The 25,151-nt window shown below is 36.0% G+C and carries 26 protein-coding genes and 1 tRNA gene; 5 read left to right on the top strand and 22 right to left on the bottom strand.

Annotated features, from left to right (window positions below; all coding sequences use genetic code 11):
• Positions 1 to 10: 10 nt before the first annotated feature.
• Together murA and I567_RS08515 are read right to left on the bottom strand one after the other, a co-directional pair.
• Complete coding sequence (murA, locus tag I567_RS08520; RefSeq protein ID WP_016251821.1) at positions 11 to 1,309, bottom strand: UDP-N-acetylglucosamine 1-carboxyvinyltransferase; 1,299 nt, start codon at positions 1,307 to 1,309, stop codon at positions 11 to 13.
• A gap of 32 nt (positions 1,310 to 1,341) precedes the next feature.
• Positions 1,342 to 1,578, bottom strand: coding sequence for a DUF1146 family protein (locus I567_RS08515; RefSeq protein WP_016251820.1), 237 nt, complete (start codon positions 1,576 to 1,578; stop codon positions 1,342 to 1,344).
• A 215-nt stretch (positions 1,579 to 1,793) separates the two neighbouring features.
• On the opposite strand from I567_RS08515, the gene I567_RS08510 reads away from it, so the two are divergent.
• Entirely contained in the window at positions 1,794 to 2,138 is a 345-nt protein-coding gene (locus I567_RS08510; protein ID WP_016251819.1) for a metal-sulfur cluster assembly factor, read from the top strand.
• 52 nt (positions 2,139 to 2,190) lie between these two features.
• Here I567_RS08510 and I567_RS08505 read toward each other — a convergent pair whose 3' ends face one another.
• The 18 genes from I567_RS08505 to rpoN all read right to left on the bottom strand — a co-directional run bounded on the left by I567_RS08505 (position 2,191) and on the right by rpoN (position 20,140).
• Entirely contained in the window at positions 2,191 to 2,613 is a 423-nt protein-coding gene (locus I567_RS08505) for a F0F1 ATP synthase subunit epsilon (RefSeq protein ID WP_016251818.1), read from the bottom strand.
• Between the two features lie 13 nt (positions 2,614 to 2,626).
• Positions 2,627 to 4,033, bottom strand: a complete 1,407-nt coding sequence (gene atpD / locus I567_RS08500; RefSeq protein ID WP_016251817.1) for a F0F1 ATP synthase subunit beta — start codon at positions 4,031 to 4,033, stop codon at positions 2,627 to 2,629.
• Between the two features lie 26 nt (positions 4,034 to 4,059).
• Positions 4,060 to 4,962: a F0F1 ATP synthase subunit gamma gene (locus I567_RS08495; RefSeq protein WP_016251816.1), complete on the bottom strand. Its 903-nt coding sequence runs from the start codon at positions 4,960 to 4,962 to the stop codon at positions 4,060 to 4,062.
• Positions 4,963 to 4,973: 11 nt separating this feature from the next.
• Positions 4,974 to 6,539, bottom strand: a complete 1,566-nt coding sequence (gene atpA / locus I567_RS08490) for a F0F1 ATP synthase subunit alpha (RefSeq protein ID WP_016251815.1) — start codon at positions 6,537 to 6,539, stop codon at positions 4,974 to 4,976.
• Positions 6,540 to 6,562: 23 nt separating this feature from the next.
• Positions 6,563 to 7,102, bottom strand: coding sequence for a F0F1 ATP synthase subunit delta (locus I567_RS08485; RefSeq protein WP_016251814.1), 540 nt, complete (start codon positions 7,100 to 7,102; stop codon positions 6,563 to 6,565).
• Positions 7,089 to 7,616 carry a F0F1 ATP synthase subunit B gene (gene atpF, locus I567_RS08480; protein ID WP_016251813.1) on the bottom strand — a complete coding sequence of 176 codons (528 nt, stop codon included), beginning with the start codon at positions 7,614 to 7,616 and terminating at the stop codon, positions 7,089 to 7,091. Before atpF ends, I567_RS08485 begins: the two co-directional genes overlap by 14 nt.
• A 49-nt stretch (positions 7,617 to 7,665) precedes the next feature.
• The gene (gene atpE / locus I567_RS08475; protein ID WP_016251812.1) at positions 7,666 to 7,878 is read right to left on the bottom strand and encodes an ATP synthase F0 subunit C; all 213 of its coding nucleotides are present in this window, start codon (positions 7,876 to 7,878) and stop codon (positions 7,666 to 7,668) included.
• Between the two features lie 32 nt (positions 7,879 to 7,910).
• Positions 7,911 to 8,639, bottom strand: a complete 729-nt coding sequence (atpB, locus tag I567_RS08470; RefSeq protein WP_016251811.1) for a F0F1 ATP synthase subunit A — start codon at positions 8,637 to 8,639, stop codon at positions 7,911 to 7,913.
• 276 nt (positions 8,640 to 8,915) lie between these two features.
• Positions 8,916 to 9,377 carry an SsrA-binding protein SmpB gene (gene smpB / locus I567_RS08465; protein ID WP_016251810.1) on the bottom strand — a complete coding sequence of 154 codons (462 nt, stop codon included), beginning with the start codon at positions 9,375 to 9,377 and terminating at the stop codon, positions 8,916 to 8,918.
• 21 nt (positions 9,378 to 9,398) lie between these two features.
• Positions 9,399 to 11,729 carry a ribonuclease R gene (gene rnr / locus I567_RS08460; RefSeq protein WP_016251809.1) on the bottom strand — a complete coding sequence of 777 codons (2,331 nt, stop codon included), beginning with the start codon at positions 11,727 to 11,729 and terminating at the stop codon, positions 9,399 to 9,401.
• The gene (locus tag I567_RS08455; protein ID WP_016251808.1) at positions 11,730 to 12,491 is read right to left on the bottom strand and encodes an alpha/beta hydrolase; all 762 of its coding nucleotides are present in this window, start codon (positions 12,489 to 12,491) and stop codon (positions 11,730 to 11,732) included.
• Positions 12,492 to 12,602: 111 nt separating this feature from the next.
• Complete coding sequence (secG, locus tag I567_RS08450; protein WP_018345396.1) at positions 12,603 to 12,839, bottom strand: preprotein translocase subunit SecG; 237 nt, start codon at positions 12,837 to 12,839, stop codon at positions 12,603 to 12,605.
• 168 nt (positions 12,840 to 13,007) lie between these two features.
• Complete coding sequence (eno, locus tag I567_RS08445) at positions 13,008 to 14,306, bottom strand: surface-displayed alpha-enolase (RefSeq protein WP_016251806.1); 1,299 nt, start codon at positions 14,304 to 14,306, stop codon at positions 13,008 to 13,010.
• Positions 14,307 to 14,423: 117 nt separating this feature from the next.
• Positions 14,424 to 15,179, bottom strand: coding sequence for a triose-phosphate isomerase (gene tpiA / locus I567_RS08440; RefSeq protein ID WP_016251805.1), 756 nt, complete (start codon positions 15,177 to 15,179; stop codon positions 14,424 to 14,426).
• Positions 15,180 to 15,247: 68 nt separating this feature from the next.
• The gene (locus I567_RS08435; protein ID WP_016251804.1) at positions 15,248 to 16,438 is read right to left on the bottom strand and encodes a phosphoglycerate kinase; all 1,191 of its coding nucleotides are present in this window, start codon (positions 16,436 to 16,438) and stop codon (positions 15,248 to 15,250) included.
• Between the two features lie 90 nt (positions 16,439 to 16,528).
• Positions 16,529 to 17,530: a type I glyceraldehyde-3-phosphate dehydrogenase gene (gene gap, locus I567_RS08430; RefSeq protein ID WP_016251803.1), complete on the bottom strand. Its 1,002-nt coding sequence runs from the start codon at positions 17,528 to 17,530 to the stop codon at positions 16,529 to 16,531.
• Between the two features lie 40 nt (positions 17,531 to 17,570).
• A complete protein-coding gene (locus tag I567_RS08425; RefSeq protein ID WP_016251802.1) occupies positions 17,571 to 18,608 on the bottom strand; it encodes a sugar-binding transcriptional regulator in 1,038 nt (345 codons plus the stop codon).
• 218 nt (positions 18,609 to 18,826) lie between these two features.
• Complete coding sequence (rpoN, locus tag I567_RS08420) at positions 18,827 to 20,140, bottom strand: RNA polymerase factor sigma-54 (RefSeq protein ID WP_016251801.1); 1,314 nt, start codon at positions 20,138 to 20,140, stop codon at positions 18,827 to 18,829.
• Between the two features lie 50 nt (positions 20,141 to 20,190).
• On the opposite strand from rpoN, the gene I567_RS08415 reads away from it, so the two are divergent.
• A tRNA-Arg gene (locus tag I567_RS08415) sits at positions 20,191 to 20,262 on the top strand.
• Positions 20,263 to 20,500: 238 nt separating this feature from the next.
• The gene (locus I567_RS08410) at positions 20,501 to 21,646 is read left to right on the top strand and encodes a cobalamin-independent methionine synthase II family protein (RefSeq protein ID WP_016251800.1); all 1,146 of its coding nucleotides are present in this window, start codon (positions 20,501 to 20,503) and stop codon (positions 21,644 to 21,646) included.
• 81 nt (positions 21,647 to 21,727) lie between these two features.
• Here I567_RS08410 and rpoE read toward each other — a convergent pair whose 3' ends face one another.
• Complete coding sequence (gene rpoE, locus I567_RS08405; protein ID WP_016251799.1) at positions 21,728 to 22,330, bottom strand: DNA-directed RNA polymerase subunit delta; 603 nt, start codon at positions 22,328 to 22,330, stop codon at positions 21,728 to 21,730.
• Positions 22,331 to 22,421: 91 nt separating this feature from the next.
• The gene (locus I567_RS08400; protein WP_016251798.1) at positions 22,422 to 22,865 is read right to left on the bottom strand and encodes a YwiB family protein; all 444 of its coding nucleotides are present in this window, start codon (positions 22,863 to 22,865) and stop codon (positions 22,422 to 22,424) included.
• A gap of 117 nt (positions 22,866 to 22,982) precedes the next feature.
• On the opposite strand from I567_RS08400, the gene I567_RS08395 reads away from it, so the two are divergent.
• On the top strand, positions 22,983 to 23,786 hold the full coding sequence (locus tag I567_RS08395) for a lipoate--protein ligase family protein (RefSeq protein ID WP_016251797.1): 804 nt from the start codon (positions 22,983 to 22,985) through the stop codon (positions 23,784 to 23,786).
• A complete protein-coding gene (locus I567_RS08390) occupies positions 23,783 to 25,144 on the top strand; it encodes an HD domain-containing protein (protein WP_016251796.1) in 1,362 nt (453 codons plus the stop codon). The genes I567_RS08395 and I567_RS08390 overlap by 4 nt, the downstream gene beginning before the upstream one ends.
• The last annotated feature ends 7 nt before the right edge of the window (positions 25,145 to 25,151 follow it).

Below are 25,151 nucleotides of genomic sequence, written 5' to 3'. Positions count from 1 at the left end.
TGCTTTCCTTTTACGCATTCACTTTTTCTTTTTCAGCTAACTTTTCGTCAATATCTACACGGACAACATCGGCACCTAAAGCACGTAATTTCTCATGGAATTTATAATAGCCACGATCTAAATATTTCAAATTACGGACTCGTGTTCTCCCTTTTGCTTTTAAACCTGCAAGAATTAAAGCCGCTGCTGCACGCAAGTCAGTTGCATAGACTGTTGCCCCTTGCAATTCATGGCCACCTTCAATACATGCTACAGAGCCATCAATTTTCACATGCGCATTCATTCTACGCATTTCTTCCAAATGTTGGAAACGATTTTCAAAAACTGTTTCCGTTACAAAGCTATTTCCTTTTGCCACTAATTGAATGGCTGTCATCTGAGCTTGCATATCAGTTGGAAAACCTGGATGAGGTAAAGTCTTCACATCAGTAGGTTTCAATTCTTTTGGACCAATCACTCGTAAACCTTCTTCAACTTCAAATATTTTTGCACCCATCTCCATCAATTTAGAAATTAATGGACGATTGTGTTCTGAGATGGCATCATTAATAATGACATCGCCACCAGTCATCGCAGCAGCAACCATAAATGTGCCTGCTTCGATACGGTCTTGAACGATAGAATGCGTAACACCATGTAAATGTTCAACACCTTCAATACGCATGGTTTCTGTACCTGCGCCATAGATTTTCGCACCCATTTTATTTAAAATATTTGCTAAATCAACAATCTCAGGTTCACGAGCAACATTTTCGATAATAGTTGTACCTTTTGCTTTAACCGCAGCCATCATAATATTTTGTGTTGCGCCCACACTAGGAAAATCTAAATAGATATGAGCACCATGCAATTCATCCGCAATCGCTTCAATATATCCTTCTGCTTGATTAATTGTTGCGCCTAATGCTTGGAATCCCTTAAGATGTAAATCAATTGGACGCTTACCAATAGCACAACCACCAGGCATCGCAACTTTAGCATGACCATTTCTTGCCAACAAAGGGCCCATGACGACAATTGAAGCACGCATTTTGCTGACATATTCATAAGGTGCTTCAATAGCTAATTCATTTGTTGCATCAATTACTACTTGATTTATATCTTCATTAAAAGTTAATGCTACATTTAAATGACGTATCACTTCATTCATTGTAAACACATCTGAAAGAATTGGTACATTGTTTAATACTGTCTGCCCTTGATCCGCTAGAAGACTTGCAGCTAAAATGGGAAGAACCGCATTCTTAGCACCTTCTATTTTTACTGAACCTTTAAGAGCATTGCCTCCTTGAACGATAATTTCTTCCATTACATTCGTTCCCTCCAAAAATACACTACTCTTTACTGCAATCTAGCAATAAAAAGATTTTTCGACAATTGTAAAATCTCAAAGAAAAAACTACTTACCAGGTAACCGAGACCTATAGCGAGAAGTAACATGAATACCCTAATTTGGCTAGCCTTTTGCTTTTTAAATAGTGTTTGCAAATTTAGTGACTGCAAAGACCAAAATGCTAAATATATCCAAATGAGATGACTTGTAAAACGTACAATCTGTTCAATACTATTATTTAACATGTTACCTCCTAATTCTTTAACATTATTATGATACATTATTTTTTCATGAAAAGCAATCAAGACTTTTTCAAAAGGAAATGAAAGAGCTGGATAAGTACTTGATTTTAACGTACAAAATATCCTCCTAATTGAAAAACATGCTTTTAGAGTTTCAATAATTTACAAAACGTTCAAAATTCTGTATCATAAAGTATATAAATTTTGGAGGGATATTCATGTCTGATCAACAACATTCATATACAGAAGAACAAATCGAAGCGATTAAAGAAAAAATCTTAACGGCTTTAGAAACAGTTATTGACCCTGAATTAGGGATTGATATCGTAAACTTAGGATTGGTTTATGAAGTTGAATTTAATGGTTCAACCGGTGAAACGGTCATTAAAATGACTTTAACTACAATGGGCTGCCCATTAGCAGATATCTTAACTGATAATATTCATGATGCCTTAGAGGAAGTAGAAGAGGTCAAAAGTGTAGATGTCAAACTTGTATGGTATCCAGCTTGGACAACTGATCGAATGAGTCGATATGCTAGAATTGCCCTAGGTATTCGCTAATAAAACGAATAAAAAAGACTTGAGCCAAATACAGGGTCTCAAGTCTTTTTTTTTATTGGTGTTGTGATACTTTCAATCGATTCATAGCACGATGTAACATAACTTCGGCACGTTTCAATGTATCACTATCTTTATTTTCTTTTGCCTCTTGAATTAATCGTTCAGCGCGTTGTTTTGCTCTTTGTGCGCGTGGTACATCGATATCACGTTCACGCTCAGCACTATCCGCTAAAATGGTCACTACATTATCACGGACTTCCATAATTCCACTATTTACAGCAATCCAATCAACGTGCGTATCAGAGTCAGTTCGCTTAACCCTAACTTCATCAATAGTTAATGGAACGATAATTGGTGCATGGTTTGCCAAAATCCCAATTTCACCAGTTGGTGTCTTAGCAACAACAATAGCTGCATGATGGTCATAAACAAGTCCTGCTGGTGTGACAACTCGAACAGTTATACTATTTTCCATAGGACACCTCTTTCTAGTATCCTAGTGTTTTCGCTTTTTCAACAACGTCTTCAATACGACCAACACTACGGAAAGCTTCTTCTGGTAAGTGGTCATACTTACCTTCTAAAATTTCCTTAAAGCCTTTAATCGTTTCAGCAACTGGCACATATGAACCAGGTTGACCAGTAAATTGTTCAGCTACGTGGAAGTTTTGTGATAGGAAGAATTGAATACGACGAGCACGTGCAACTAACACTTTTTCGTCATCAGATAATTCATCCATCCCTAAAATAGCAATGATATCTTGTAATTCACGATAACGTTGTAAAACATGCTGTACTTCACTTGCAACTTCATAGTGTTCTTCACCAACAATCTCTGGTGATAAAGCACTTGAACTTGAAGCCAGTGGGTCAACGGCAGGATAAATCCCTTGTTCTGTCAATTTACGCTCTAAGTTAGTTGTAGCATCTAAGTGCGCAAAGGCAGTTGCTGGTGCAGGGTCAGTATAATCATCGGCTGGGACATAAATCGCTTGAATAGAAGTGATAGAGCCCTTCTTAGTTGAAGTGATACGTTCTTGTAATTGACCCATTTCTGTAGCCAATGTAGGTTGATAACCCACGGCAGATGGCATACGACCAAGCAAGGCTGATACTTCAGAACCCGCTTGAGTGAAACGGAAGATGTTATCAATAAATAGCAACACATCTTGTCCTTCTACATCACGGAAATATTCAGCAATCGTTAACCCAGTTAAAGCAACACGCATACGAGCTCCAGGTGGTTCGTTCATTTGACCAAACACCATGGCAGTTTTTTCAATAACTCCTGAATCACGCATTTCATGATACAAGTCATTTCCTTCACGTGTACGTTCACCAACACCGGTAAATACAGAAATCCCACCATGTTCTTGTGCAATATTATGGATTAATTCTTGGATTAAAACGGTTTTACCTACTCCGGCACCCCCGAATAGACCGACTTTACCACCTTTTAAATATGGTGCTAATAAGTCGATAACTTTAATCCCTGTTTCTAAAATTTCAGTACTTGTACTTAAGTCTTCAAATTTTGGTGCAGCTTTATGAATTGCAGAACGATCTGCATCTTGTGCAAATGGTTCTTGCATATCAATCGTATCCCCTAAAACGTTAAAGACACGTCCTAGCGTTTCTTTACCAACTGGAACTGAAATTGGTTTACCAGTATCGACAACTTCCATCCCACGTTGTAAACCATCCGTTGATTCCATGGCAATTGTACGAATGATGCCATCACCTAATTCTAAGGCAGCTTCTAGCACAATTTTACTTTTTTGTTCATCATTTTTATAGACCAATAAGGCGTTGTTGATATCAGGTAATTCTTGACTTTTAGAAAAATCTACGTCAACAACTGGCCCAATGACTTGAACAATTTTGCCTGAACTCATTTATTTTCCTCCACTCATTCTCGAAATTATTCTAAGGCAGCCGCGCCACCAACAATTTCGGTAATTTCTTGGGTAATAGCCCCTTGACGTGCACGGTTATATGCAATAGTTAAATCATCGATAATCTTCGTTGCGTTATCTGTCGCAGTCTTCATCGCAGTCATTCCTGCAGCGTGTTCTGCTGTTTTCGCATCCACAATTGCCCCATAAATCAAGCTTTCAGCGTATTGTGGTAAGAGTTGATTTAATATCGCGTCTTTCGAAGGTTCAAAGATGTATTCTTGTTCGTATTCTTTCTTTTGACCTGGATCCAAGTCTGAAATAGGTAACATTTTTTCAACACGGAACTGACTAGTTAATGAGTTTACATGATGATTGTAACAAACATATAATTCATCAAAGACTTCATTTTGATACATTGTCGTTGCCATATGAACAATCTTACGTACTTCTTCAAAGCTTGGTTGATCAGATAAGTTACGTAATTCGTAAGCTAGCGAAATGCCTCTAGATTTAAAAAACTCAGCCCCAGTTGCACCAATAGAAATCACGACATAATCTTCTTTATTCTCATGATCTTTTTCAAAAATAGCCATCATTTGTTTTAGAATCGAACTATTATAACCACCAACTAAACCACCATCAGAAGTAATGACGATATAGCCTGTTTTCTTAACCGGACGTGTAATCAACATACTATTGTAGTCAAATTTATTCGCATTCTTATTATCTTCAATAGCTAAGATTTGTTGCGCAGCTAAGTGCGTTACAACCTCACGCACTTTTTCCGCATAAATTTGAAACTGGCGAGAATGCGATTCCGATTTAGTTAATTTAGCTGCTGAAACCATGTGCATCGCTTTCGTAATTTGGCTTGTTTTTTTCGTAGAGGTAATTCTTTGCTTGATCTCGTTTAAAGATGCACCCATTTCAATTCACCTCAATAATTTTGTGCATTTACCATTTCTGCAATGCGTTCTTTTTTAGATTGTTGCGCATCTAAAGTTTCTTTATATGAATCTCTGAATTCACCAATTGCTTTTTTCAATTCGTCCTCATCAGGTAAGTCTTTTGTGGTACGAATCGTTTCGAACAAGTCATTATGGTTAGCTTCCATATATTCAAATAATTCACTTTCAAAACGTAAAATATGATCAACAGGAATCGCATCAAGAAATCCTTTAGTTAATGCATATAAAATCACAACTTGTTTTTCAACAGGTAGTGGCGCATGTAGTTTTTGTTTTAATATTTCGACCGTACGACGACCACGATTTAATTTTGCTTGTGTCGCTGCATCTAAATCAGAACCAAATTGGGTAAATGCTTCTAATTCACGATAACTTGCTAAGTCCAAACGTAATGTACCGGCAACTTTTTTCATCGCTTTAATTTGGGCAGAACCCCCAACACGAGAAACTGAAAGTCCTGCAGCAACCGCCGGACGAATACCAGAGTAGAATAAATCAGATTCTAAGAAAATTTGGCCATCAGTGATTGAAATCACGTTTGTTGGGATATATGCAGAAATGTCCCCTGCTTGTGTTTCAACAAATGGTAAAGCAGTCATTGAACCGCCACCTAATTCATCACTTAATTTTGCCGCACGTTCTAATAGACGAGAATGTAGATAGAAAACATCCCCTGGGTAAGCTTCACGACCTGGTGGACGACGTAATAGTAAAGATAATTCACGATAGGCAACGGCTTGTTTTGACAAGTCATCAAATACAATCAATACATGTTTGCCATTGTACATAAATTCTTCACCCATTGCAGTCCCAGCATAAGGTGCGATGTATAATAATGGTGCTGGTTGAGACGAACCTGCAGCTACAACAATTGTATAATCTAAAGCGCCGTATTTACGTAAAGTTTCTACTTGTGCACGCACAGTTGAGTCTTTTTGACCGATTGCTACATAGATACAAATCATACCTTGTCCTTTTTGATTGATAATTGTATCTATCGCAATGGAAGTTTTACCCGTTTTACGGTCACCGATAACTAATTCACGTTGTCCGCGTCCAATTGGTACTAAGGCATCAATCGCTTTTAAACCTGTTTGCATTGGTTCATGAACAGATTTACGTTGCATAACACCTGGTGCCATTGCTTCAACTGGGCGTGTTTTTGTCGTTTCGATAGGTCCTAAGCCATCAATTGGTTGACCTAATGGATTTACAACACGTCCAATTAACGCTTCACCAACTGGCACTTCCATAATACGACCAGTACGTTTTACTTTATCTCCTTCACGAATGGTTTCAAAATCACCTAAAATGATGATACCAACATCATTTGATTCTAAGTTTTGAGCCATCCCGAATGAGCCATTTGAAAATTGTAGAAGTTCACCACTCATGGCATTTTCTAAACCATGAGCACGAGCAATTCCGTCACCGACATAAGTAACAGTTCCCACTTCTTCAACAGAAAGTTCATTTTGATAATTTTTAATTTGCTCTTTGATTAAAGCACTAATTTCTTCTGCCTTAATGGCCATCGAATTCACCTCTTTAACTACTCTTATAGTAATTTTGCTTTAATATTTTCTAATTGTGTCTTCAAGCTACCATCGATGACTTGATGATTTGCCTCCACAATTACTCCACCAATAATTGATGGATCGACTATTTCTTTAAGTTCAGCCGATTTCAAGCCAAATTTTGCGAGTATTTTTTCTTCTAATTTTGCCTTTTGTTGTGCACTTAAAGGAACAGCAGTAATCACAGTACCTTCAAGAATTGCAAACTCTTCGTTGTATAATTTCGTAAAGGAATCAACAATGTATGGAAATTCAACAAATCTTGAATTTTCAAAAATCACTTGTGCGGATTCTTTTACTAAATTGGAGCAATCTTTGGTTAAAACATCAACAATAGCTTGTTTTTTTGTTGTATCCAAACGCACATCGGTTAACAAAAGACCAATTTCAGGCATTTTTTCAAAGATGCTTTTTAATTCTAATAATTCTTGATGGGTCTGCGCTAAGCAATCATTTTCGACCGCCAATTCAAAAATAGCTTTACCATAGCGTTTGCCAACTTCATACTTACTTAGTTTCATGATTTGCACTCAATCCTTCAATGTATTGATTGATTAAGGCTTCATGTGTTTCAGTAGAGATTTCTTTATTTAAGATTTTTTCAGCAATTTGAATACTTAATAATGCTACATCATCTTTAATTGCATTCATCGTATGTTCACGTTCTTGAGAAATATCCGCTTGAGCTTTTTCTTTTAAGCGAGAAACTTCTAATTGTGTTTCACGAAGAATGTTTTGACGGCTTTGTTCTCCACTGTCTTTGGCATTTTTGATAATATCTGCCGCTTCAGAGCGTGAATTCATCAATTGCTCTTGACGTTTTTGTTCTAACGCTTGAGCATTGACTCTTGATTTCTCCGCATTATCCAAGTCATCAGAAATCTTTTTCGCCCGCTTGTTCATCATATCAGCAACAGAATCCCAAGCAAATACTTTTAATAAGATTAACAAGATAAGGAATGATAATGTAACGATTAACATATCCCCAAATGTAGAACTTGGATGTTCAGCCGCTAAAATAATTGGATTGAACATAATTGATTCTCCTTTTCTCTAATTTTATCTTGCTTAGATCAAAGAAGTCTTATTTATTTACTAATAAGAAAGCAATAACGATACCTAAGATTGGCACAGCTTCGATTAAGGCAACCCCGATAAACATTGTTGAACGTAATTGTCCTGCCATTTCTGGTTGGCGAGCCATAGATTCTACTGTTTTTGAAATTACTTGTCCGTTACCTAAACCTGCCCCTAAAGCTGCTCCGATAACTGCTAAACCTGCTGCGATAAAATTCATAATTTTTTCCTCCTAATTTATGCGCCGTTAAATTAATGTTCGGCGGCAATTTTGTGATTTAAGAATACCATTGTTAGAGTGACAAATACATAGGCTTGGATGGCACCGATAAATAATGAAAATCCAATCCATGTCATTTCAATTGGAACTACCAATGGCAAAGTAATCCAACCGAATGCTTTGAAAAGTGAAGCAATCAACGTAAGCAATACTTCACCGGCATAGATATTACCATATAAACGTAACCCTAGCGTAATTACATTTGTAAATTCTTCAATAAATTTAATTGGCATTAAGAAGAAAACTGGTTCTAAATAAGAATTTTTGAAATATCCTTTAAAACCAAAACGCATTACACCAAAATAATGAGTTAATAATATGGACATCAATGCTAAACTCATTGTGATAATAGGATTTGCTGTTGGACTTTTCCAAAATGTTACTTCATTGCCATTCATTGGAAAGACTAGTTTCGTCATCAAACCAATTTCATTAGCAAAGAAAACAAATAGGAAAAGCGTAAATCCTAGAAGATGGAAATTGCCAACTTCTTTTGCGGGAAGCTGATCACTGAGAATGCCGCGAACAAAATCAATGACCCACTCAATAAAGTTCTGTTTCCCAGTTGGTTTTAATTGCGGATTTCTTGTGCAGATAAACACGATTAAAAAGATAATTGCACACACTAAAGCCGACATAATTGCCACCGTACCGTCGAACCAAATTGGTCCAATATGAAACAGAAGCGATTGTTCTTCCATAAGCTCACCTCACTTCTAAAATGTAAATACTCTTGCAAATCTTTTCACGCAATAGTAATGACAATTTGTATCGTACCACCACTAAAAAGAAATTTCAAAGTATTTTCATAAAAAGTTATCGGTTTATTCATTGAATATTTAAATCGAAAAAATGAATTTCTATCATTTTTTTCTATTAAATGAAATGATGAACAAACCTTATATTACAAATATTGAATAACCAATATTGTAAACGTAATAAAAACAAAATAAGATAAAAATTCATACAAAAAAAGATTAACGAATGTTTTTGACAATTCTTCTAATTTGTCGTTCCTGATCTTTTTGCTTAATACTTTCACGTTTATCATACTCTTTTTTCCCTTTGGCTAAACCAATGAGCACCTTCGCATAACCGTCTTTGATATAGACTTTTAAAGGAACAATAGTAATCCCCGCATTTTTACTTTCAGCTTCTAATTGTCTAATTTGACGTTTATGAAGTAAAAGTTTACGCGTACGCAAAGGATCATGATTAAAGATGTTTCCTTGTTCATATGGACTAATATGAACATTCACTAAAAATACTTCACCATTACGCACTCTGACAAAACCGTCTTTTAAATTGATACGGCTATTGCGGATGGATTTGATTTCTGTTCCTTGTAAGACCATTCCTGCTTCGAAAGTTTCTAAAATATGATAGTCATGACGCGCCTTTTTATTTTGCGCAATTAATTTTCCTTCCCCTTTAGGCATAGTCATATTCCTCTATTCTATTTAATGTTTTTTCTTCTTTTTCTTTTTAACCACTTCTTTATAAAAAGGTTTTTGTTTCTTATTTTTTCCTTTTTTCTTTCCTTTCGCTCGGTCATTTTTCTTTGTTTTTTGCTGTTTTGATGAATTTTTTGTTTTCACTTGATGAAGTGATTTTGGTACCTGTGCTTCTTCCAATACTTCTACCAACTGAAAATCAATTTCTCTTGTATCTGGATTAGCTTCCAAAACTTTTACTTTCACTTTTTGACCAACTTTTAATACTCTTCTTGTTCGTTCACCAACTAGAGCCAAATGATTTTCAATAAAATGATAATAATCATCTTCTAAAGATTGAATATGCACTAATCCCTCTACAGTATTTGGTAATTCAACAAAGAAACCAAATTTAACAACCGAACTGATAATCCCTTCAAATTCTTCTTCTAAAAATTGTTGCATGTATTCCGCTTTTTTCATCGCATCTACTTGTCGTTCTGCTTCAACTGCTCTTCTTTCCATTTGTGAAGAGTGATTGGCAATTTCAGGCAAACGCGCTTGCCAATATGCTTGATTTTTGGCACCACTGTCTTTTTGATAACTACGAATTAAACGATGAACAATTAAGTCAGGATAGCGTCTAATTGGCGATGTAAAATGTGTATAATAAGGAGCCGCCAACCCATAGTGACCAACATTTTCCGCAGCATATTTTGCTTGCTGCATACTCCTTAATAATAGCATATTTATGACAAAAGCTTCAGGTAAATCAGCCACTTCATCCATTAACTGTTGAATATCTTTTGACATCATATTGCCATTTGTCACTTTTGGTACGATACCTAGCGCAGCCACTGTTTCAAAAAAGCGACTCATTTTATCCTCATTAGGCTCTTCATGAATACGATAGATAAATGGTAACAATAATCGATGAAAATGCGTAGCTACGGTTTCATTAGCAATTAACATGAACGACTCGATTAAGCGTTCTGCCACACCACGAGTACGTAATTCAATTTTTAATGGGGTTCCTTCTTCATCAACAATTACTCGCGCTTCATGATCTTCAAAATTCACTGCCCCACGATTCAGGCGCATATTTTCTAAGATATGATGTAACTCTGCCATCAAATCAAATGTTGGAACTAATTCAGCGTATCTAGATAATACTTCTTCATTTTCTCTGGTTAAAATCTGATTGACTGCGGTATAAGTCATTCTCTCTTTTGTTTGGATTAAACTTTCAAAAATTTCATAATCTACCACTTGTCCTTGATGATTGATTTCCATTACACAACTCATCGCTAAACGTGGAACTTTAGGATTTAAGGAGCAAATACCATTAGACAGCTTATGTGGGAGCATCGGAATTACCCGGTCTGTTAAGTAAACACTCGTACCACGATCAAAAGCTTCTTGATCTAATGGTGAATTTTCTGTGACATAGTAGGATACATCTGCAATATGTACCCCTAATTGATAATTTCCATTTGCCAATTTTTTAAGCGAAACAGCATCATCTAAGTCTTTAGCATCTTCACCATCAATTGTGACTAAGATTTCATTACGCAAATCTCTACGGTACGAAAACTCATCAGGATTAATCTCATCTGGAATGTCATTGAGCTGCTGTTTTACTTCATCCGGAAAATCAGTTGGTATCCCATTAGCAATAACAATTGAAAGAATATCCATACCAGGGTCATTTTTATGTCCTAAAGTCTGAACAATGTTGCCTTCTAAACTCTTAGCATAGCCTTTTTCGGGATAATGCGTCACATCAAATAATACAATTTGCCCTTCAACAGGATGTAACCCAGTTGGCGCTACTAAAAAAGTGAAGTTCGCTAGTTTTTTATCTTTTGCAATGACCTGTCCTAATAATCCAGAACTAGCAATTTCTTCAGGTGGAAATGAAACAAATTCTCCTACTACTTTAGTAATTGCGCGTTGTTTAATCTCAACAATCTTGCCTTCAGCTGTCTTTTCTAAAAACGGATTTGCCGGACGAAGAATATCAATTGCCACGACATCCCCATCCATGGCATAGGCAGTATCTTCAGGAGCAATATAAACATCGGCTTCATCATCCGTAATCGTTACAAAGCCAAATCCACGCTCATTAGCACGAAAGACCCCTTCAACATAGACTGCTGCTTTAGGAAGGTAGATTTTGCCTTTGCGGTTAAAAGCAACTTTTTTATCACGTTCTAGTTGCGCAATCGCTTGTACCAATAGCTTGAAATCGGCACTCTTATTTAACGATAATTTTTGGGCTAACTCATCCAAAGACAGGCTTTTTTTAGTTGTGTTCTCTAGGGTTTGAATAATTTTTGTTTGTAATGTTTCTCGCATCTATACCTCATTCCATGATAACTTAGCCAAAAAAGCTAACAGATCATTAATTAATTCATTTTTTTGACAATCTACTGTAACGACATGCCCACTCTTTTCATACCATTGCAGTGTTATATGCGTCTGTGTTAATTTTTGGGCTGTTTGAAAGACACTTTCAGGTAAAATCATTTCATCTTTCCCGCCTTGTGCCAGAAAAACAGGAACCTGTACCTTGGATAACTGTTCAGCCGTAGCCACAGCAAACTGTTCAATTTCAGCTAATTGCAAAGGTTGGTCCACTTTCATGCGTTCAATTTTCTCTTCAATTTCTTGTTTCGAAAAATCTTGCATTTGCCAGACATTTTTAGCATAAATTAAAAAGTTTTGGGCTACCTGATTTTCGCCCATGACAACAGGCGAACAAAACGCACCTCCCCCAATCACTTCGGGTAAATTCTCTGTTAGTAAATCTAGGGCAAAAATACCTCCCATTGATAAGCCAAAGACAGCGATTTGTTCAATTCCATCTGCTTTCATCAGATTTACCGCTTCTGTCACTTCTCTTTGCCAATTTTTTGGATTAGACATTAATATATCAAAAGGCTCCAACGTACCATGACCAGAAAAAATAGGTAAATATACTGAATAATCATATTTTTCCAAATGTCTTGCTATATAACGTACGTCGTTGGAACTACCAGAATATGCATGTAATAATAAAACACCTTTTTTACTATGCTTCTCAAATAATGGCTTAGGCAAATTAAATGTTCTACTCATATTTTTCACCTCAATCATTATTCTACCATACTTTTCTCAATATATAGTATTTAAGCCTATTTTTAGTCAAAAAAAAAAAGAGGTCAACGAATAACCTCTGTCTGTTTTTTCTTATTTTGATGAAAGAAATGATAATACGAAAAGTAAAATCATCCAAATAGCACCTAAAACTGCGGTGGCACGTTGCATGACAGCTTCAAAACCACGAGCTTTTTGCTTACCAAACAACTGATCAGCGCCACCAGAAAAAGCACTTGCTGCACTATTTTGTTTACTTGGTTGCATCATAATGGTGAAAATTAATACAACTGATAAGACAATGACAATACCAAGGATTACGTTATACACAAAAAGGCCTCCTTCATTCATATAAACTCTATCTAACTTCTTTAATTTAACATAAATTATTGCGAAAAGCTAGTACTTCCCACACGAAACTTACAGGATAGCTCTTGAATTTCACATAAAAAAGGCTCTCCCATCAAATGACAGGAAAGCCAATCAATCATCTAATAATTATTTTTTCAAGTTATAGAATGATTTTAATCCTTTGTATTGAGCAACTTCGCCTAGTTGATCTTCAATACGTAATAATTGGTTGTACTTAGCAATACGGTCAGTACGTGATAATGAACCAGTCTTAATTTGACCAGCATTTGTAGCAACTGCAATGTCAGAGATTGTTGAATCTTCAGTTTCACCTGAACGGTGTGATACAACTGCAGTGTAACCAGCTTCTTTAGCCGTTTCGATAGCTTCAAATGTTTCAGTTAAAGTACCGATTTGGTTAACTTTGATTAAGATTGAGTTAGCTGCGCCTTCTTTAATACCACGTTCTAAGTAAGAAGTGTTAGTTACGAAGAAGTCATCACCAACTAATTGCACTTTATCACCAAGACGTTTAGTTAATTCTTTCCATCCATCCCAGTCGTTTTCATCCATACCATCTTCAATAGTGATGATTGGGTATTTGTTAACTAATTCTTCTAAGTAGTCAATTTGTTCAGCAGCAGTACGTTTAGCAGCACCTTCGCCTTCAAATTTAGTGTAGTCATAGATTCCATCTGAATAGAATTCTGATGAAGCACAGTCAAAGCCTAAGAACACATCTTTACCTGGTTCTAAACCTGCAGCTTTAATTGCTGAAAGAATAGTTTCAACAGCATCTTCAGTACCTTCAAAACGAGGAGCGAAACCACCTTCGTCACCAACAGAAGTTTCTAAACCACGATCTGCTAAAATTTTCTTCAAAGCATGGAATACTTCAGCACCCCAACGTAATGCTTCTTTGAATGTAGGTGCACCAGCAGGTACAATCATGAATTCTTGGAAAGCGATTGGCGCATCTGAGTGAGAGCCACCATTGATGATGTTCATCATTGGAGTAGGTAATACTTTAGTATTGAATCCACCTAAGTAGTGATATAAAGGAACATCTAAGTAATCTGCAGCAGCACGAGCAACAGCAATAGATACACCTAAAATAGCGTTCGCTCCTAATTTGCTCTTAGTTGGAGTTCCATCTAATTCGATCATTGCTTTATCGATAGCCATTTGGTCAGTTACATCGTAACCAATAATAGCTTCAGCAATAATGTTGTTTACGTTGTCAACAGCTTTAAGAACACCTTTACCACCGTAACGTCCTTTATCTCCATCACGTAATTCAACAGCTTCGTGTTCACCAGTTGAAGCTCCTGAAGGAACCATACCGCGACCGAATGCACCTGATTCAGTATAAACTTCTACTTCGATTGTTGGGTTACCACGTGAGTCTAAGACTTCGCGAGCGTAAACATCAGTAATAATTGACATGTTTGTGTCTCTCCTTTGAGTTTTTATCTTAAGGGAATTCCCTTAGTTACCTTTATTTTAGATAATTTTATTGAAAACTGCAATAATAATTTCAATGAAAACGTATTTATTATCGAATTATTTCACAGCTTCTAATAATTTTAAGAATGATTCTGGTTGTAAGCTTGCACCACCAACTAATGCACCATCAACGTTTTCTTTTGCCATGTATTCAGCAATATTTTCTGGTTTAACAGAACCACCATATTGAATACGTACTTTTTGAGCAACTTCGCTACCGTATAATTTTTCAACAGTGCTACGTACAACACCACAGATTTCATCAGCAATATTTGCATCAGCTGATTTACCAGTACCAATAGCCCAAATTGGTTCGTAAGCAATAACCATGCTGCTAACTTGTTCAGCAGAAAGATCAGCCAAACCTTTAGTAATTTGACCTTCAATCCATGCAGCAGTTTGACCAGCTTCGTATGTTTCTAAACTTTCACCACAGCATAAAATTGGCGTCATACCATTTGCAAAAATAGCTTTTGCTTTTTTATTGATTTCTTCATCAGTTTCGTGGAAGTAATCGCGACGTTCTGAGTGACCAATGATAACGTATTGTACACCTAAATCTGCTAAAGCTGCTGGAGAAGTTTCACCAGTAAAAGCACCAGCGTTTTCCCAGTAGCAGTTTTGGGCAGCAATTTGCAGTTCAGTACCTTTTGCTTCAGATACTAATGTTTCTAAGAATAAAGCAGGTGATCCAATCACTGAATCAACTTTTTCATTGCTTGGTAAGCTATTTTTTACTGCTTGTGCAAAAGCTTTAGCTTCTGAAGCAGTTTTGTTCATTTTCCAGTTTCCTGCGATAATTGGTTTACGCATGAATGACACTCCCTTAAAATTTTATAGCAAGGAAAGCTAGTATAACTAACTTTCCTCAATTGTTTTTATTATTTGTCGTTGATTGCTGCAAGTCCAGGTAAAACTTTACCTTCTAATAATTCTAAACTTGCACCACCACCTGTTGAGATATGAGTGAATTTATCAGCGAATCCTAATTGTTCAGCTGCAGCTGCAGAGTCACCGCCGCCGATAATTGTTGTAGCATCAGCAAGATTTGCAATAGCTTCACATACACCGATTGTTCCTCTAGCAAAGTTTGACATTTCAAATACACCCATAGGTCCGTTCCAAACAACAGTTTTCGCACCAGCTAATGTTTCAGCGAATAATGCAATTGTTGCAGGACCGATATCAAGACCCATTTGTCCATCAGGAACGTTACCTTCATGAACTTCTGTAGGTACATCATTTGAAAATTCTGCAGCAGTAACAGAATCGATTGGTAACACTAATTTATCACCAGCTTTTTCAATTAATGATTTTGCTAATTCTACTTTATCAGCTTCCACTAATGAATTACCAATTTCCATTCCTTTTGCTTTATAGAATGTGTAAGTCATTCCCCCACCGATTAAAATTTTATCAGCTTTAGGAATTAAGTTTTCGATAACACCAATTTTATCAGAAACTTTTGCACCACCAAGGATTGCAACCATTGGTCGTTTTGGTTCTTCAACCGCTTCACCGATAAATTTAATTTCTTTTTCCATTAAGAAACCAGCAACTGTAGGAATACCAGTTGAAGCAACACCTACGTTAGATGCATGTGCACGGTGTGCTGTACCAAATGCATCATTGACAAATACGTCACCTAAAGAAGCCCAATATTTACCTAATTCTGGATCATTTTTGCTTTCTTTTTTGCCGTCAACATCTTCAAAACGAGTGTTTTCAAAGACAACAACTTCGCCTTCTTTTAGATTGTTAATCGCAGCTTCTAATTCAGCACCACGAGTTTCTGGCACGAATGTAACATCTTGACCTAATAATTCGCCTAAACGTTTTGCAACTGGTGCTAATGATTTACCAGCTTTATCTTCTTCTGTTTTCACACGACCTAAATGTGAGAATAAAATAGCCTTACCGCCATTTTCTAAAACATATTTAATAGTAGGTAATGCTGCTTTGATACGAGTATCATCAGTGATTACACCATCTTTTAAAGGAACATTAAAGTCAACACGAACTAAAACTTTTTTACCTTTTAAATCGATATCACGAACTGTTTTTTTAGCCATGAGATAGCCTCCTAATTATTCTTAATAAAAAAAGCGAAGAAGCGCGTCGCTTCCCCGCTTTAAAACTGCATCTAGATTTAGAAATAAATCTTATAATTTAGCGAAGTATTCTAAAGTACGTACTAATTGAGCAGTGTACGACATTTCGTTATCGTACCAAGAAACAGTCTTAACTAATTGTTGGTCACCAACAGTCATTACTTTAGTTTGAGTAGCATCAAATAATGAACCATAAGTAATACCTACGATATCAGATGATACTAATTGTTCTTCAGTGTAACCAAATGATTCAGTTGAAGCTTCTTTCATAGCAGCGTTAACTTCATCAACAGTTACTTTAGTTGATAATACTGATACTAATTCAGTTAATGATCCAGTTGGAACAGGAACACGTTGAGCAGCACCATCTAATTTACCGTTTAATTCAGGAATTACTAAACCGATAGCTTTAGCAGCACCAGTTGAGTTAGGAACGATGTTAGCAGCAGCTGCACGAGCACGACGGAAGTCACCTTTAGGGTGTGGTCCATCTAGAGTCATTTGGTCACCTGTGTAGGCGTGGATTGTAGTCATTAATCCTTCTACAACACCAAATTTGTCGTTTAATGCTTTAGCCATAGGAGCTAAACAGTTTGTAGTACATGAAGCACCTGAAATAACTGTTTCTTTACCAGTTAATGTTTCATGGTTAACGTTGTAAACGATTGTTGGTACATCGTTACCACCAGGAGCTGAGATAACTACACGTTTTGCACCAGCTTTTAAGTGTAATTCAGCTTTTTCTTTTGAAGTGAAGAATCCAGTACATTCTAAGACGATATCAACACCTAGTTCACCCCATGGTAATTCTTCAGGGTTACGGTTAGCTAAAACTTTAACTTCTTTACCGTTTACGTTGAATGAACCATCGTGAACTTCAACAGTACCGTTGAAACGTCCTTGAGTTGTATCATATTTTAACAAGTGTGCTAACATTTTAGCATCTGTTAAGTCGTTGATAGCAACTACTTCGATTCCTTCTACATCTTGGATACGACGGAAAGCTAAACGTCCGATACGTCCGAATCCATTAATACCTACTTTAACTGTCATTTAAGATTTCCTCCTTATGAAAATCAAAAAAATTTTTATTTTAAAGGGTTACCCCTTTTAAAATCTCACTTGCGACGGCTTCATCAGTAATCAAGCAAGTTTGCTTAGGCGCATTTTTCATATACGCAGCAATTGCTTTTGCTTTACTTTTACCACCGGCAATTGCAAACATGTACGGAACATTTTGCAACTGACTTAATTTTAACCCAATTCTAGGTGTTTTGTAAACAATTTGTCCGTCCTGATTGAAAAAATACCCAAAAGATTCTGCAATAGCACCATTTTGTTTTAACATCAAAATTTCATCTTCTGTCATTTTTCTGCGAACCGCCATCGGAAGCGCGCGTCCGATACTATGAATGACACAATTTGCACCTTGTATCAAACTTAACACTTCAGCAATTGAAGGTTCCTGTAATAAACTTTCATATGTATTCACACTGAGTTGTTCAGGAACATAAATCGCTCGATAAGCTCCATTAGTTTTCATCGCCATCACAGCACTAATGGTATTCGCTTGAACATTCATCAATTCACCAATCCCACCTCTTGCGGGAACAAATAAATTGTGCCGATGTTCTGTTTCAAGATTTTCAAATTGTTCTGCAGCTTGAGCCATTGTCGTGCCGCCCATTACCGCTATGATATTTTCACCATTTGGCAGTTGCTCATCTAAGGTATGATATAAAACTTTCCCTAAACGAGAAATCACTTGACTCTGCTTATCACTATCACCCGATACAATGATACAGCGAGCAATTCCTAGATATTTAGCAAGTTTGGACTCGATTTGTTGTATTCCTAAAACTTGATCCATCAAACTAGCCAATTGATTATAAATATCTTCACCTTTATCAGTTAACCGCATCCCTGTTTTTGAGATAGAGATAAAGTCAAGACGTTTTAATTGTTCTGTCTCGGTTCTTAATGTTCTCTCTGTCAGTGATAACGCCTCTGATAAGGCCCGCCGACCAATTGGCTGCAACCAGTATAATCCTTGCAACACTTTATAGCGTTGTTGAAGCATTGGTATCACTTCAGGAACTACTGAACCAATCAATTTAAGATCATTTATCATTATTCCCTCCGTTGGACTAAATATGTCCTAATAAGACGATTCATGACCCGTGTCGGATAAAAAAATTTGTGGCAGGCTTCATTAACCTTCTCACAGAAAATATTATATCATCTTTTTTTTAATTAATCAAGATAATTCTATAGATATTTTCAAAATAGTTTTCAGAAAAAGATAAAAGCAAAACGAGTGGGGTAAATATCGTCCCACTCGTATATAAATCAATCAAATCTTTTTCGTTTTGAAGAGACTAAAATACCTAATTCATCACGATACTTCGCAACCGTTCTTCTAGAAATCTCCATTCCTTCATCCGCTAAAATCTCTGATAATTTTTGGTCAGATAAAGGTTTTCGCTTGTTTTCTTGATCAACCAATTCTTTCAATCGCGTTTTTACTTGCGAATTAGCCACTTCTTTGCCATCTGTTCCTACTATACTTTGCACAAAAAAATCACGCATTTCGACAATACCATTATCGGTTTCAATGTATTTTCCATTAACCGCACGTGAAACTGTTGATTCGTGAATATCAAGCGCATTGGCAACTTCTTTCATTGTTAGTGGCTTTAATGGACGTGTTGCATCCAAAAAATATTCCTGTTGCGCATCAATAATGTACTTTCCAACGGCTAATACAGTATCGCCTCTTTGCATAATTGCTTTTCGTAACGATTCAAATTCTTGGACCTTATTTTGCAAATATTTTTTTACCTCTATATCTTGGCTATCTTTGAATTGTTCAAAATAGTTTTGTTGAAAACGTAATTCTGGCATTCCTTGTCGATTCGGAATCACTTTTAACTTTCCTTCCTCAACTTTAACAGTAATGTCAGGTATCACATAGAGCCCCTCCACACTACCATACTGCGCACCAGGAGTTGGTGTAAGTGTCTGGATATAATCAAATATTAACTGAATTTCATTTAATCCGATGTTTAGCTTTTTAGCAATCACATCCCATTTGCGACCAACTAACTCATCGAAGAACTCTTCTAATACATAATAAGCTAACGACGGTGCCTTTTGATCGCGCTCAGTCTGTAACATTAAACACTCTTGTAAATTACGTGCACCTACCCCTGCTGGATCGAGTTGTTGAATCAAGGTCAGTGCATCAAGCATTTGAATAGGTTCAGCTTTAGTAATCTGTTGTGCTTCTTCTAAAGTAATTTTTAAATAGCCATTTAAATCTATATATTCGACTAAAAACAAGACTAATATACGTAAATAAGTATCACGATAATTTAAATGAATTTGCTGGATTAAATGTTCAAATAAAGATTCATGAATATCCGCCACTTGAGAAAATGAATCTAATTCTTGACCGGTTGAAGATTTAGGTTTGGCATAATTAGATGTATAATTTGCTTCTTTAATTTCAATCAGCGGATTTTCCATTGATTGTGATTTAATATACTGATTGAGTTCATCAATAGAAAAATGTAAAACTTGAAGAGACTGTTGCAAAGTTTGTGTCATTAATAACTTTTGTGTTTGTGTTTGTTTTTGAGAAACTTGTTGTTCAAATTTCATAGAATACCTCTTGTCATCTAAATCAAAATTGTGTAGAATATATTCGTTAAGCACCTTTAGTGTAGTGGATATCACGCAAGATTCCGGTTCTTGAGACAGGGGTTCGATTCCCTTAAGGTGCGTAGAGTACTATGTTGAATGACATGGTACTTTTTTTCATTAGCGTAATCGTTTTCTTTATATAACTTAAGATTAACTTACGAGGTCAAAATTGTCAAACAAGTTTCAATGCTCAAAATGGCGTAGTAAGATTTATTAGTTATAGTTATTAGCTATTATTTTATAAAGTTTATCAGTATTATCTATATTGTGGTTTTTCTGATACAATGACTTCAACTTAAAGTTTTGGAGGAATGAAAAATGACAGATAAATTTCAATTAGTTGGTTCACTATTACGACCAAAAGACTTATTAACCTATAAACAAGCAATCGAAAAAAGAGAAGATATTACTTATCCATTCTATGAAGATTTCGAGGGTTATCAACAAACAGAAGCCAATGCTATTAAACAAGTCATTCAAGACCAGTTAAATCATGGTATCACCGTCATTACAGATGGCGAATATGGACGTTCAATGTGGCATCTTGACTTTATTTGGGGCCTTCAAGGAATAGAAAGATTTATCGAAAAGCAAGGTTATTTCTTTGAAGATCATGATGGTGGCCATTTTGAAACACGTAAAGATATCGGAATCCGTATCACCCAACCACTTTCAGCCAAAAACCATCATTATTTAGATATCTACAAACAAACAAAAGAATTAGCTGGCGATGCAGACGTGAAATTAACTGTCTGGGGTGCTGCTCATGCCTACACAGAATTTGTAGTCTTTAAAAAATTATACGGTGAGGGACAAGTCTATCCAACAAAAGAAGCATTAAAAGATGGCTTATTGAATGCTTACAAAGAATTTTTAGTTGAATATCAAGCAATTGGTGGAAAAATTATTCAATTTGATGATTGTTTATGGGAATTATTTGCTGATGATAATGATAAAAGCTTCTTTGAACAAGGCCAAAAAGGTTTAGAAGATTTAGCAGATGAATTTGTTGCCATAAACAATGAAATTATTGATTTTGCTCATGATTTAGGTTTGAAAGTCTGGACACATAATTGCCGTGGAAACTATCAAAGCCGCCATGCTGCAGGTGGAAGTTATCAAGCTATTGCTAAAAAATTCCTTCGTGATCAACATTATGACCGTTTCTTCTTAGAGTGGGATGACGAACGGGCTGGCGATATTCAAGCTTTAGAAGTTTTGAAAGATCGTCCTGAAGTTGAAGTTGTGTTAGGTTTACTATCAAGTAAAACCAATACTTTAGATGATGAAAAACGCGTGCTGGATTTATTGGATAAAGCGAGCAGCATCCTTTCAAAAGAACAACTATTCTTATCACATCAATGTGGTTTTGCCTCATGTGATTGCGGAAATGAATTAAACATTGAACAACAGTGGGCTAAAATTGATCAAGGTCAAAAATTGGCTGAAAAATATTTTGGCTAATAGGCAACTTTTTTCAACTAAAAAACAAACAAAAAACTCAAGGTTTCCAAAATGGATTCCTTGAGTTTTTTTAAGGAAGAACTACATATCTTCATCCTCTTCAACGTAGTATTCATCTTCCTCTTCATTATCATCAATAATTGTCAAATCTTCTTCTATGCCAGATGGTAATTCTTCTTCATCATCTTCATTGGCACCAATTTCTTTCAAATCAGAATCATATTCAGCGATTTCTTCATCTTCGTCTTCATCATCGAATAAATCATCTTCATCATCATCTGATAAATCAGTATCTTCTGGATCATCATCATTATAGTCAATCGCATCTTCATCATCATTGATAAAGGCATTTACTTTCTTACGTTTACGACGTGGTTGATTTTCTTCGTCTTCATCATCTAAGCCATGATTTAATTCTTCATCAATTGAATCAATAGCATACCATGAACGTAATCCCCAACGATTTTCACCTAAAGAGATAAAGCTACCATCAATGTTTAAATCCGTATAGAATTGAGCTAAAGATTCGCGAATTTCCAAATCTGATTTTTCTAAAAAAACTTGGATTTGATTGACTAAATCAGTAAAGTCCATTACATCTTCACGTTGCTCTAAAATTGCATGAGCCACTTCAATCATTGAAAGCTCATTTTTGTTCATTCCTTCAAATACGCTTAATTCCACTCAAGACACGTCCTTTCAAAGTCTACGATTAATCATACAAAAACTTTTGCAAAATTGCAATTTAATCTTGAAAAAAATTTAAAAAAACTGACTATATTTCTTTAAATTCTAAGTGAAGCTGATATTTTCCAATCGAGTTTTCTTCACCAGAAAATAATTCATAATAAATATCTACTTTTCCACTTAGCGGATTCTCAGCGAAATGGACACTTAGCTGATGTGTTTGATTGGTTAACACCATGATACCATATGGCGTTTGGTAATTACTCTGAGTCACAAGCTTAGGATGAAAAATCAGTTTTGTTTTCTGAATACCATTTCTTGTTAAATGAATCGAACCCTCACTTGTCAACTTAATCATCACTGTAATTGGCTGTTGGTCTTCTCCATCTTCTTCATATCTGATATACCAATTTTCCCCTACTCGCACTGCTTGTCCCATACTTTCATGCAGAAAACTTTGATGATGATTATCTTGAGAGATTTTTGTTCTTAATTTGACACTGACTGGAATGCCGTTTTTTGCTAATTTCACTATATATATTCCTTTCATTCATTTATCTAATACTATTTTTACCACAATTCAAGAAATTTTTCTAACAATCAGGTATAATAAAACAAGAAGAATGTTATATCCAAAGGAAGTGTTAATGTGGATTATATCCAATTAAGTCATAACCATTATACAGAAGAAACTTTATTGCTACCTTTTGCATTTACTGATTTAGTGGCCAAAATTAGCGGCGAAACCAAGCAAGCTTATCTTCATACTTGGCAAACCGATCCACTTGTCATTTTAGGTATGCGCGACCAACAACTACCACAATTTTTTGAAGGGGCAAAATATCTGAATCAACAAGGCTATCTAACCGTCATTCGTAATGCAGGTGGTTTAGCTGTTTTAAGTGATCCAGGTATCTTAAATGTGACGTTGGCCTTTCCAAAAGATGGGATAGATTCTATTGATGCTGCTTATGATGTGATGCTTGCGTTAACCCAAAAAGCCTATCCCAATATAAAAGTAGAAGCTAAAGAAATAGTTGATTCCTATTGTCCAGGAAAATATGATTTAAGCGTCAATGGGCAAAAGATTGCGGGAATTGCCCAACGTCGGGTCAATCAAGGAATTGCAGTAATGATGTATCTAGGCTTAAATGGTGACCAAATCAAACGTGGTCAACTGATTCAAAATTTTTATGAAATTGCTGGCATAGCTAAGGTTCCTGAAAAAGAATTTCCACATGTTCGTCCGGCTTCTATGACCACTCTTGAAGCGCTAAATCAAACACCTTACACAACCCAAGAAGTCATCAACCACCTAAAAGAAACACTGCATATTCAACAAGAGATGCATGACGGTGCATTCATCGCGAGCTTTGGGTTAACCAACGAATTAAATCAACGTTTCCAATCTATGCGAACCAGAAACCAAAAATTACAGGAGGAACTTTTATGACAATACCTTATCGCAATCAAGTATTACCAAAAGAAAAAGTCTTTCGCGATCCTATCCATACGTATGTGCATGTGCAATCACAAGTTATCTGGGACTTAATCAATGCTAAAGAATTTCAACGATTAAGACGTATCAAGCAATTAGGTACTTCCTCATTTACCTTCCATGGTGCGGAACATAGTCGTTTCTCCCATTCTTTAGGCGTCTATGAAATTGCACGAAAAATTTGTGATATTTTTGAAAATCATTACACGATAGAGAAAATTGGCGCGAATGGTTGGAACCCAGAAGAAAGGCTCGTTACTTTATGTGCGGCTCTATTACATGATGTTGGTCATGGTCCCTATTCACATACCTTCGAACATATTTTCCATACCAATCATGAAGAAATCACAGTTGAAATCATTACCAACCCACAAACAGAAATCTATCAAATCTTAAAGCGAGTAGGTCCTGATTTTCCTGAAAAAGTAGCCAGCGTCATCCAAAAAACTTACCCAAATCCTCAAGTGGTACAGATGATTTCTAGCCAAATTGATGCTGATCGGATGGATTATTTATTGCGCGATGCTTACTATACAGGAACCGAGTATGGCACTTTTGACTTAACTCGAATTTTAAGAGATATTCGTCCATGTAAAGAAGGGATTACTTTTTCAATTAGTGGCATGCATGCGATTGAAGACTATATTATTAGTCGTTATCAAATGTATATGCAAATCTATTTTCACCCAGTCTCACGTGGAATGGAAGTGGTCTTAGAACATCTATTAAATCGTGCTAGTCAACTCTATCAAAGTAATCCTCATTATTTTGGTCGTGAAAACTGTTTATTATTGCCTTTTTTAAACGCACAATTTACCTTAGATGATTATTTACAATTAGATGATGGCGTTTTGACCACCTATTTCCATTATTGGAGCAATGATAAAGATCCAGTTTTAAGTGATTTAGCCAAACGTTTCTTAAATCGCAAACCTTTTAAATCTATTCAAGTTCAGGCTCAAAAACAAGAAAAATTAATCGAACAAATGAAAACTTATGTGGAACATGTCGGCTATTATGCCAAATATTATACTGCCATCCATTCAAGTTTTGACTTACCTTATGATTTATATCGCCCTGATAGTTCTAAAGTACGAACGCAAATCGAATTACAGCAGCCAGATGGTACACTTGTCGAATTAAGTCAAGTCAGCTCACTGGTACGGGCGCTTTCTGGACAAGGCCAAGGAGATGACCGCTTCTATTTTCCTAAAGAAATGGTTGACCAAACGCTGCAAGACAATTATGATTTATTTTATGAAACCTACAATCAGTTTAATCAACATATCCATAATAACAAACTGGTTGAATAACTTATAG

This window comes from Enterococcus cecorum DSM 20682 = ATCC 43198, assembly GCF_000407565.1.
Taxonomy (GTDB): Bacteria; Bacillota; Bacilli; order Lactobacillales; family Enterococcaceae; genus Enterococcus_E; species Enterococcus_E cecorum.
This window is presented reverse-complemented; position numbering and strand designations above follow the sequence as displayed.

What these genes read in the sequence shown, in the direction of transcription:
- murA (WP_016251821.1), bottom strand. Translation starts at nt 1,309, where the DNA reads ATGGAAGAAATTATCGTTCAAGGAGGCAATGCTCTTAAAGGTTCAGTA.
- I567_RS08515 (WP_016251820.1), bottom strand. Translation starts at nt 1,578, where the DNA reads ATGTTAAATAATAGTATTGAACAGATTGTACGTTTTACAAGTCATCTC.
- I567_RS08510 (WP_016251819.1), top strand. Translation starts at nt 1,794, where the DNA reads ATGTCTGATCAACAACATTCATATACAGAAGAACAAATCGAAGCGATT.
- I567_RS08505 (WP_016251818.1), bottom strand. Translation starts at nt 2,613, where the DNA reads ATGGAAAATAGTATAACTGTTCGAGTTGTCACACCAGCAGGACTTGTT.
- atpD (WP_016251817.1), bottom strand. Translation starts at nt 4,033, where the DNA reads ATGAGTTCAGGCAAAATTGTTCAAGTCATTGGGCCAGTTGTTGACGTA.
- I567_RS08495 (WP_016251816.1), bottom strand. Translation starts at nt 4,962, where the DNA reads ATGGGTGCATCTTTAAACGAGATCAAGCAAAGAATTACCTCTACGAAA.
- atpA (WP_016251815.1), bottom strand. Translation starts at nt 6,539, where the DNA reads ATGGCCATTAAGGCAGAAGAAATTAGTGCTTTAATCAAAGAGCAAATT.
- I567_RS08485 (WP_016251814.1), bottom strand. Translation starts at nt 7,102, where the DNA reads ATGAAACTAAGTAAGTATGAAGTTGGCAAACGCTATGGTAAAGCTATT.
- atpF (WP_016251813.1), bottom strand. Translation starts at nt 7,616, where the DNA reads ATGTTCAATCCAATTATTTTAGCGGCTGAACATCCAAGTTCTACATTT.
- atpE (WP_016251812.1), bottom strand. Translation starts at nt 7,878, where the DNA reads ATGAATTTTATCGCAGCAGGTTTAGCAGTTATCGGAGCAGCTTTAGGG.
- atpB (WP_016251811.1), bottom strand. Translation starts at nt 8,639, where the DNA reads ATGGAAGAACAATCGCTTCTGTTTCATATTGGACCAATTTGGTTCGAC.
- smpB (WP_016251810.1), bottom strand. Translation starts at nt 9,377, where the DNA reads ATGCCTAAAGGGGAAGGAAAATTAATTGCGCAAAATAAAAAGGCGCGT.
- rnr (WP_016251809.1), bottom strand. Translation starts at nt 11,729, where the DNA reads ATGCGAGAAACATTACAAACAAAAATTATTCAAACCCTAGAGAACACA.
- I567_RS08455 (WP_016251808.1), bottom strand. Translation starts at nt 12,491, where the DNA reads ATGAGTAGAACATTTAATTTGCCTAAGCCATTATTTGAGAAGCATAGT.
- eno (WP_016251806.1), bottom strand. Translation starts at nt 14,306, where the DNA reads ATGTCAATTATTACTGATGTTTACGCTCGCGAAGTCTTAGACTCACGT.
- tpiA (WP_016251805.1), bottom strand. Translation starts at nt 15,179, where the DNA reads ATGCGTAAACCAATTATCGCAGGAAACTGGAAAATGAACAAAACTGCT.
- I567_RS08435 (WP_016251804.1), bottom strand. Translation starts at nt 16,438, where the DNA reads ATGGCTAAAAAAACAGTTCGTGATATCGATTTAAAAGGTAAAAAAGTT.
- gap (WP_016251803.1), bottom strand. Translation starts at nt 17,530, where the DNA reads ATGACAGTTAAAGTAGGTATTAATGGATTCGGACGTATCGGACGTTTA.
- I567_RS08425 (WP_016251802.1), bottom strand. Translation starts at nt 18,608, where the DNA reads ATGATAAATGATCTTAAATTGATTGGTTCAGTAGTTCCTGAAGTGATA.
- rpoN (WP_016251801.1), bottom strand. Translation starts at nt 20,140, where the DNA reads ATGAAATTTGAACAACAAGTTTCTCAAAAACAAACACAAACACAAAAG.
- I567_RS08410 (WP_016251800.1), top strand. Translation starts at nt 20,501, where the DNA reads ATGACAGATAAATTTCAATTAGTTGGTTCACTATTACGACCAAAAGAC.
- I567_RS08390 (WP_016251796.1), top strand. Translation starts at nt 23,783, where the DNA reads ATGACAATACCTTATCGCAATCAAGTATTACCAAAAGAAAAAGTCTTT.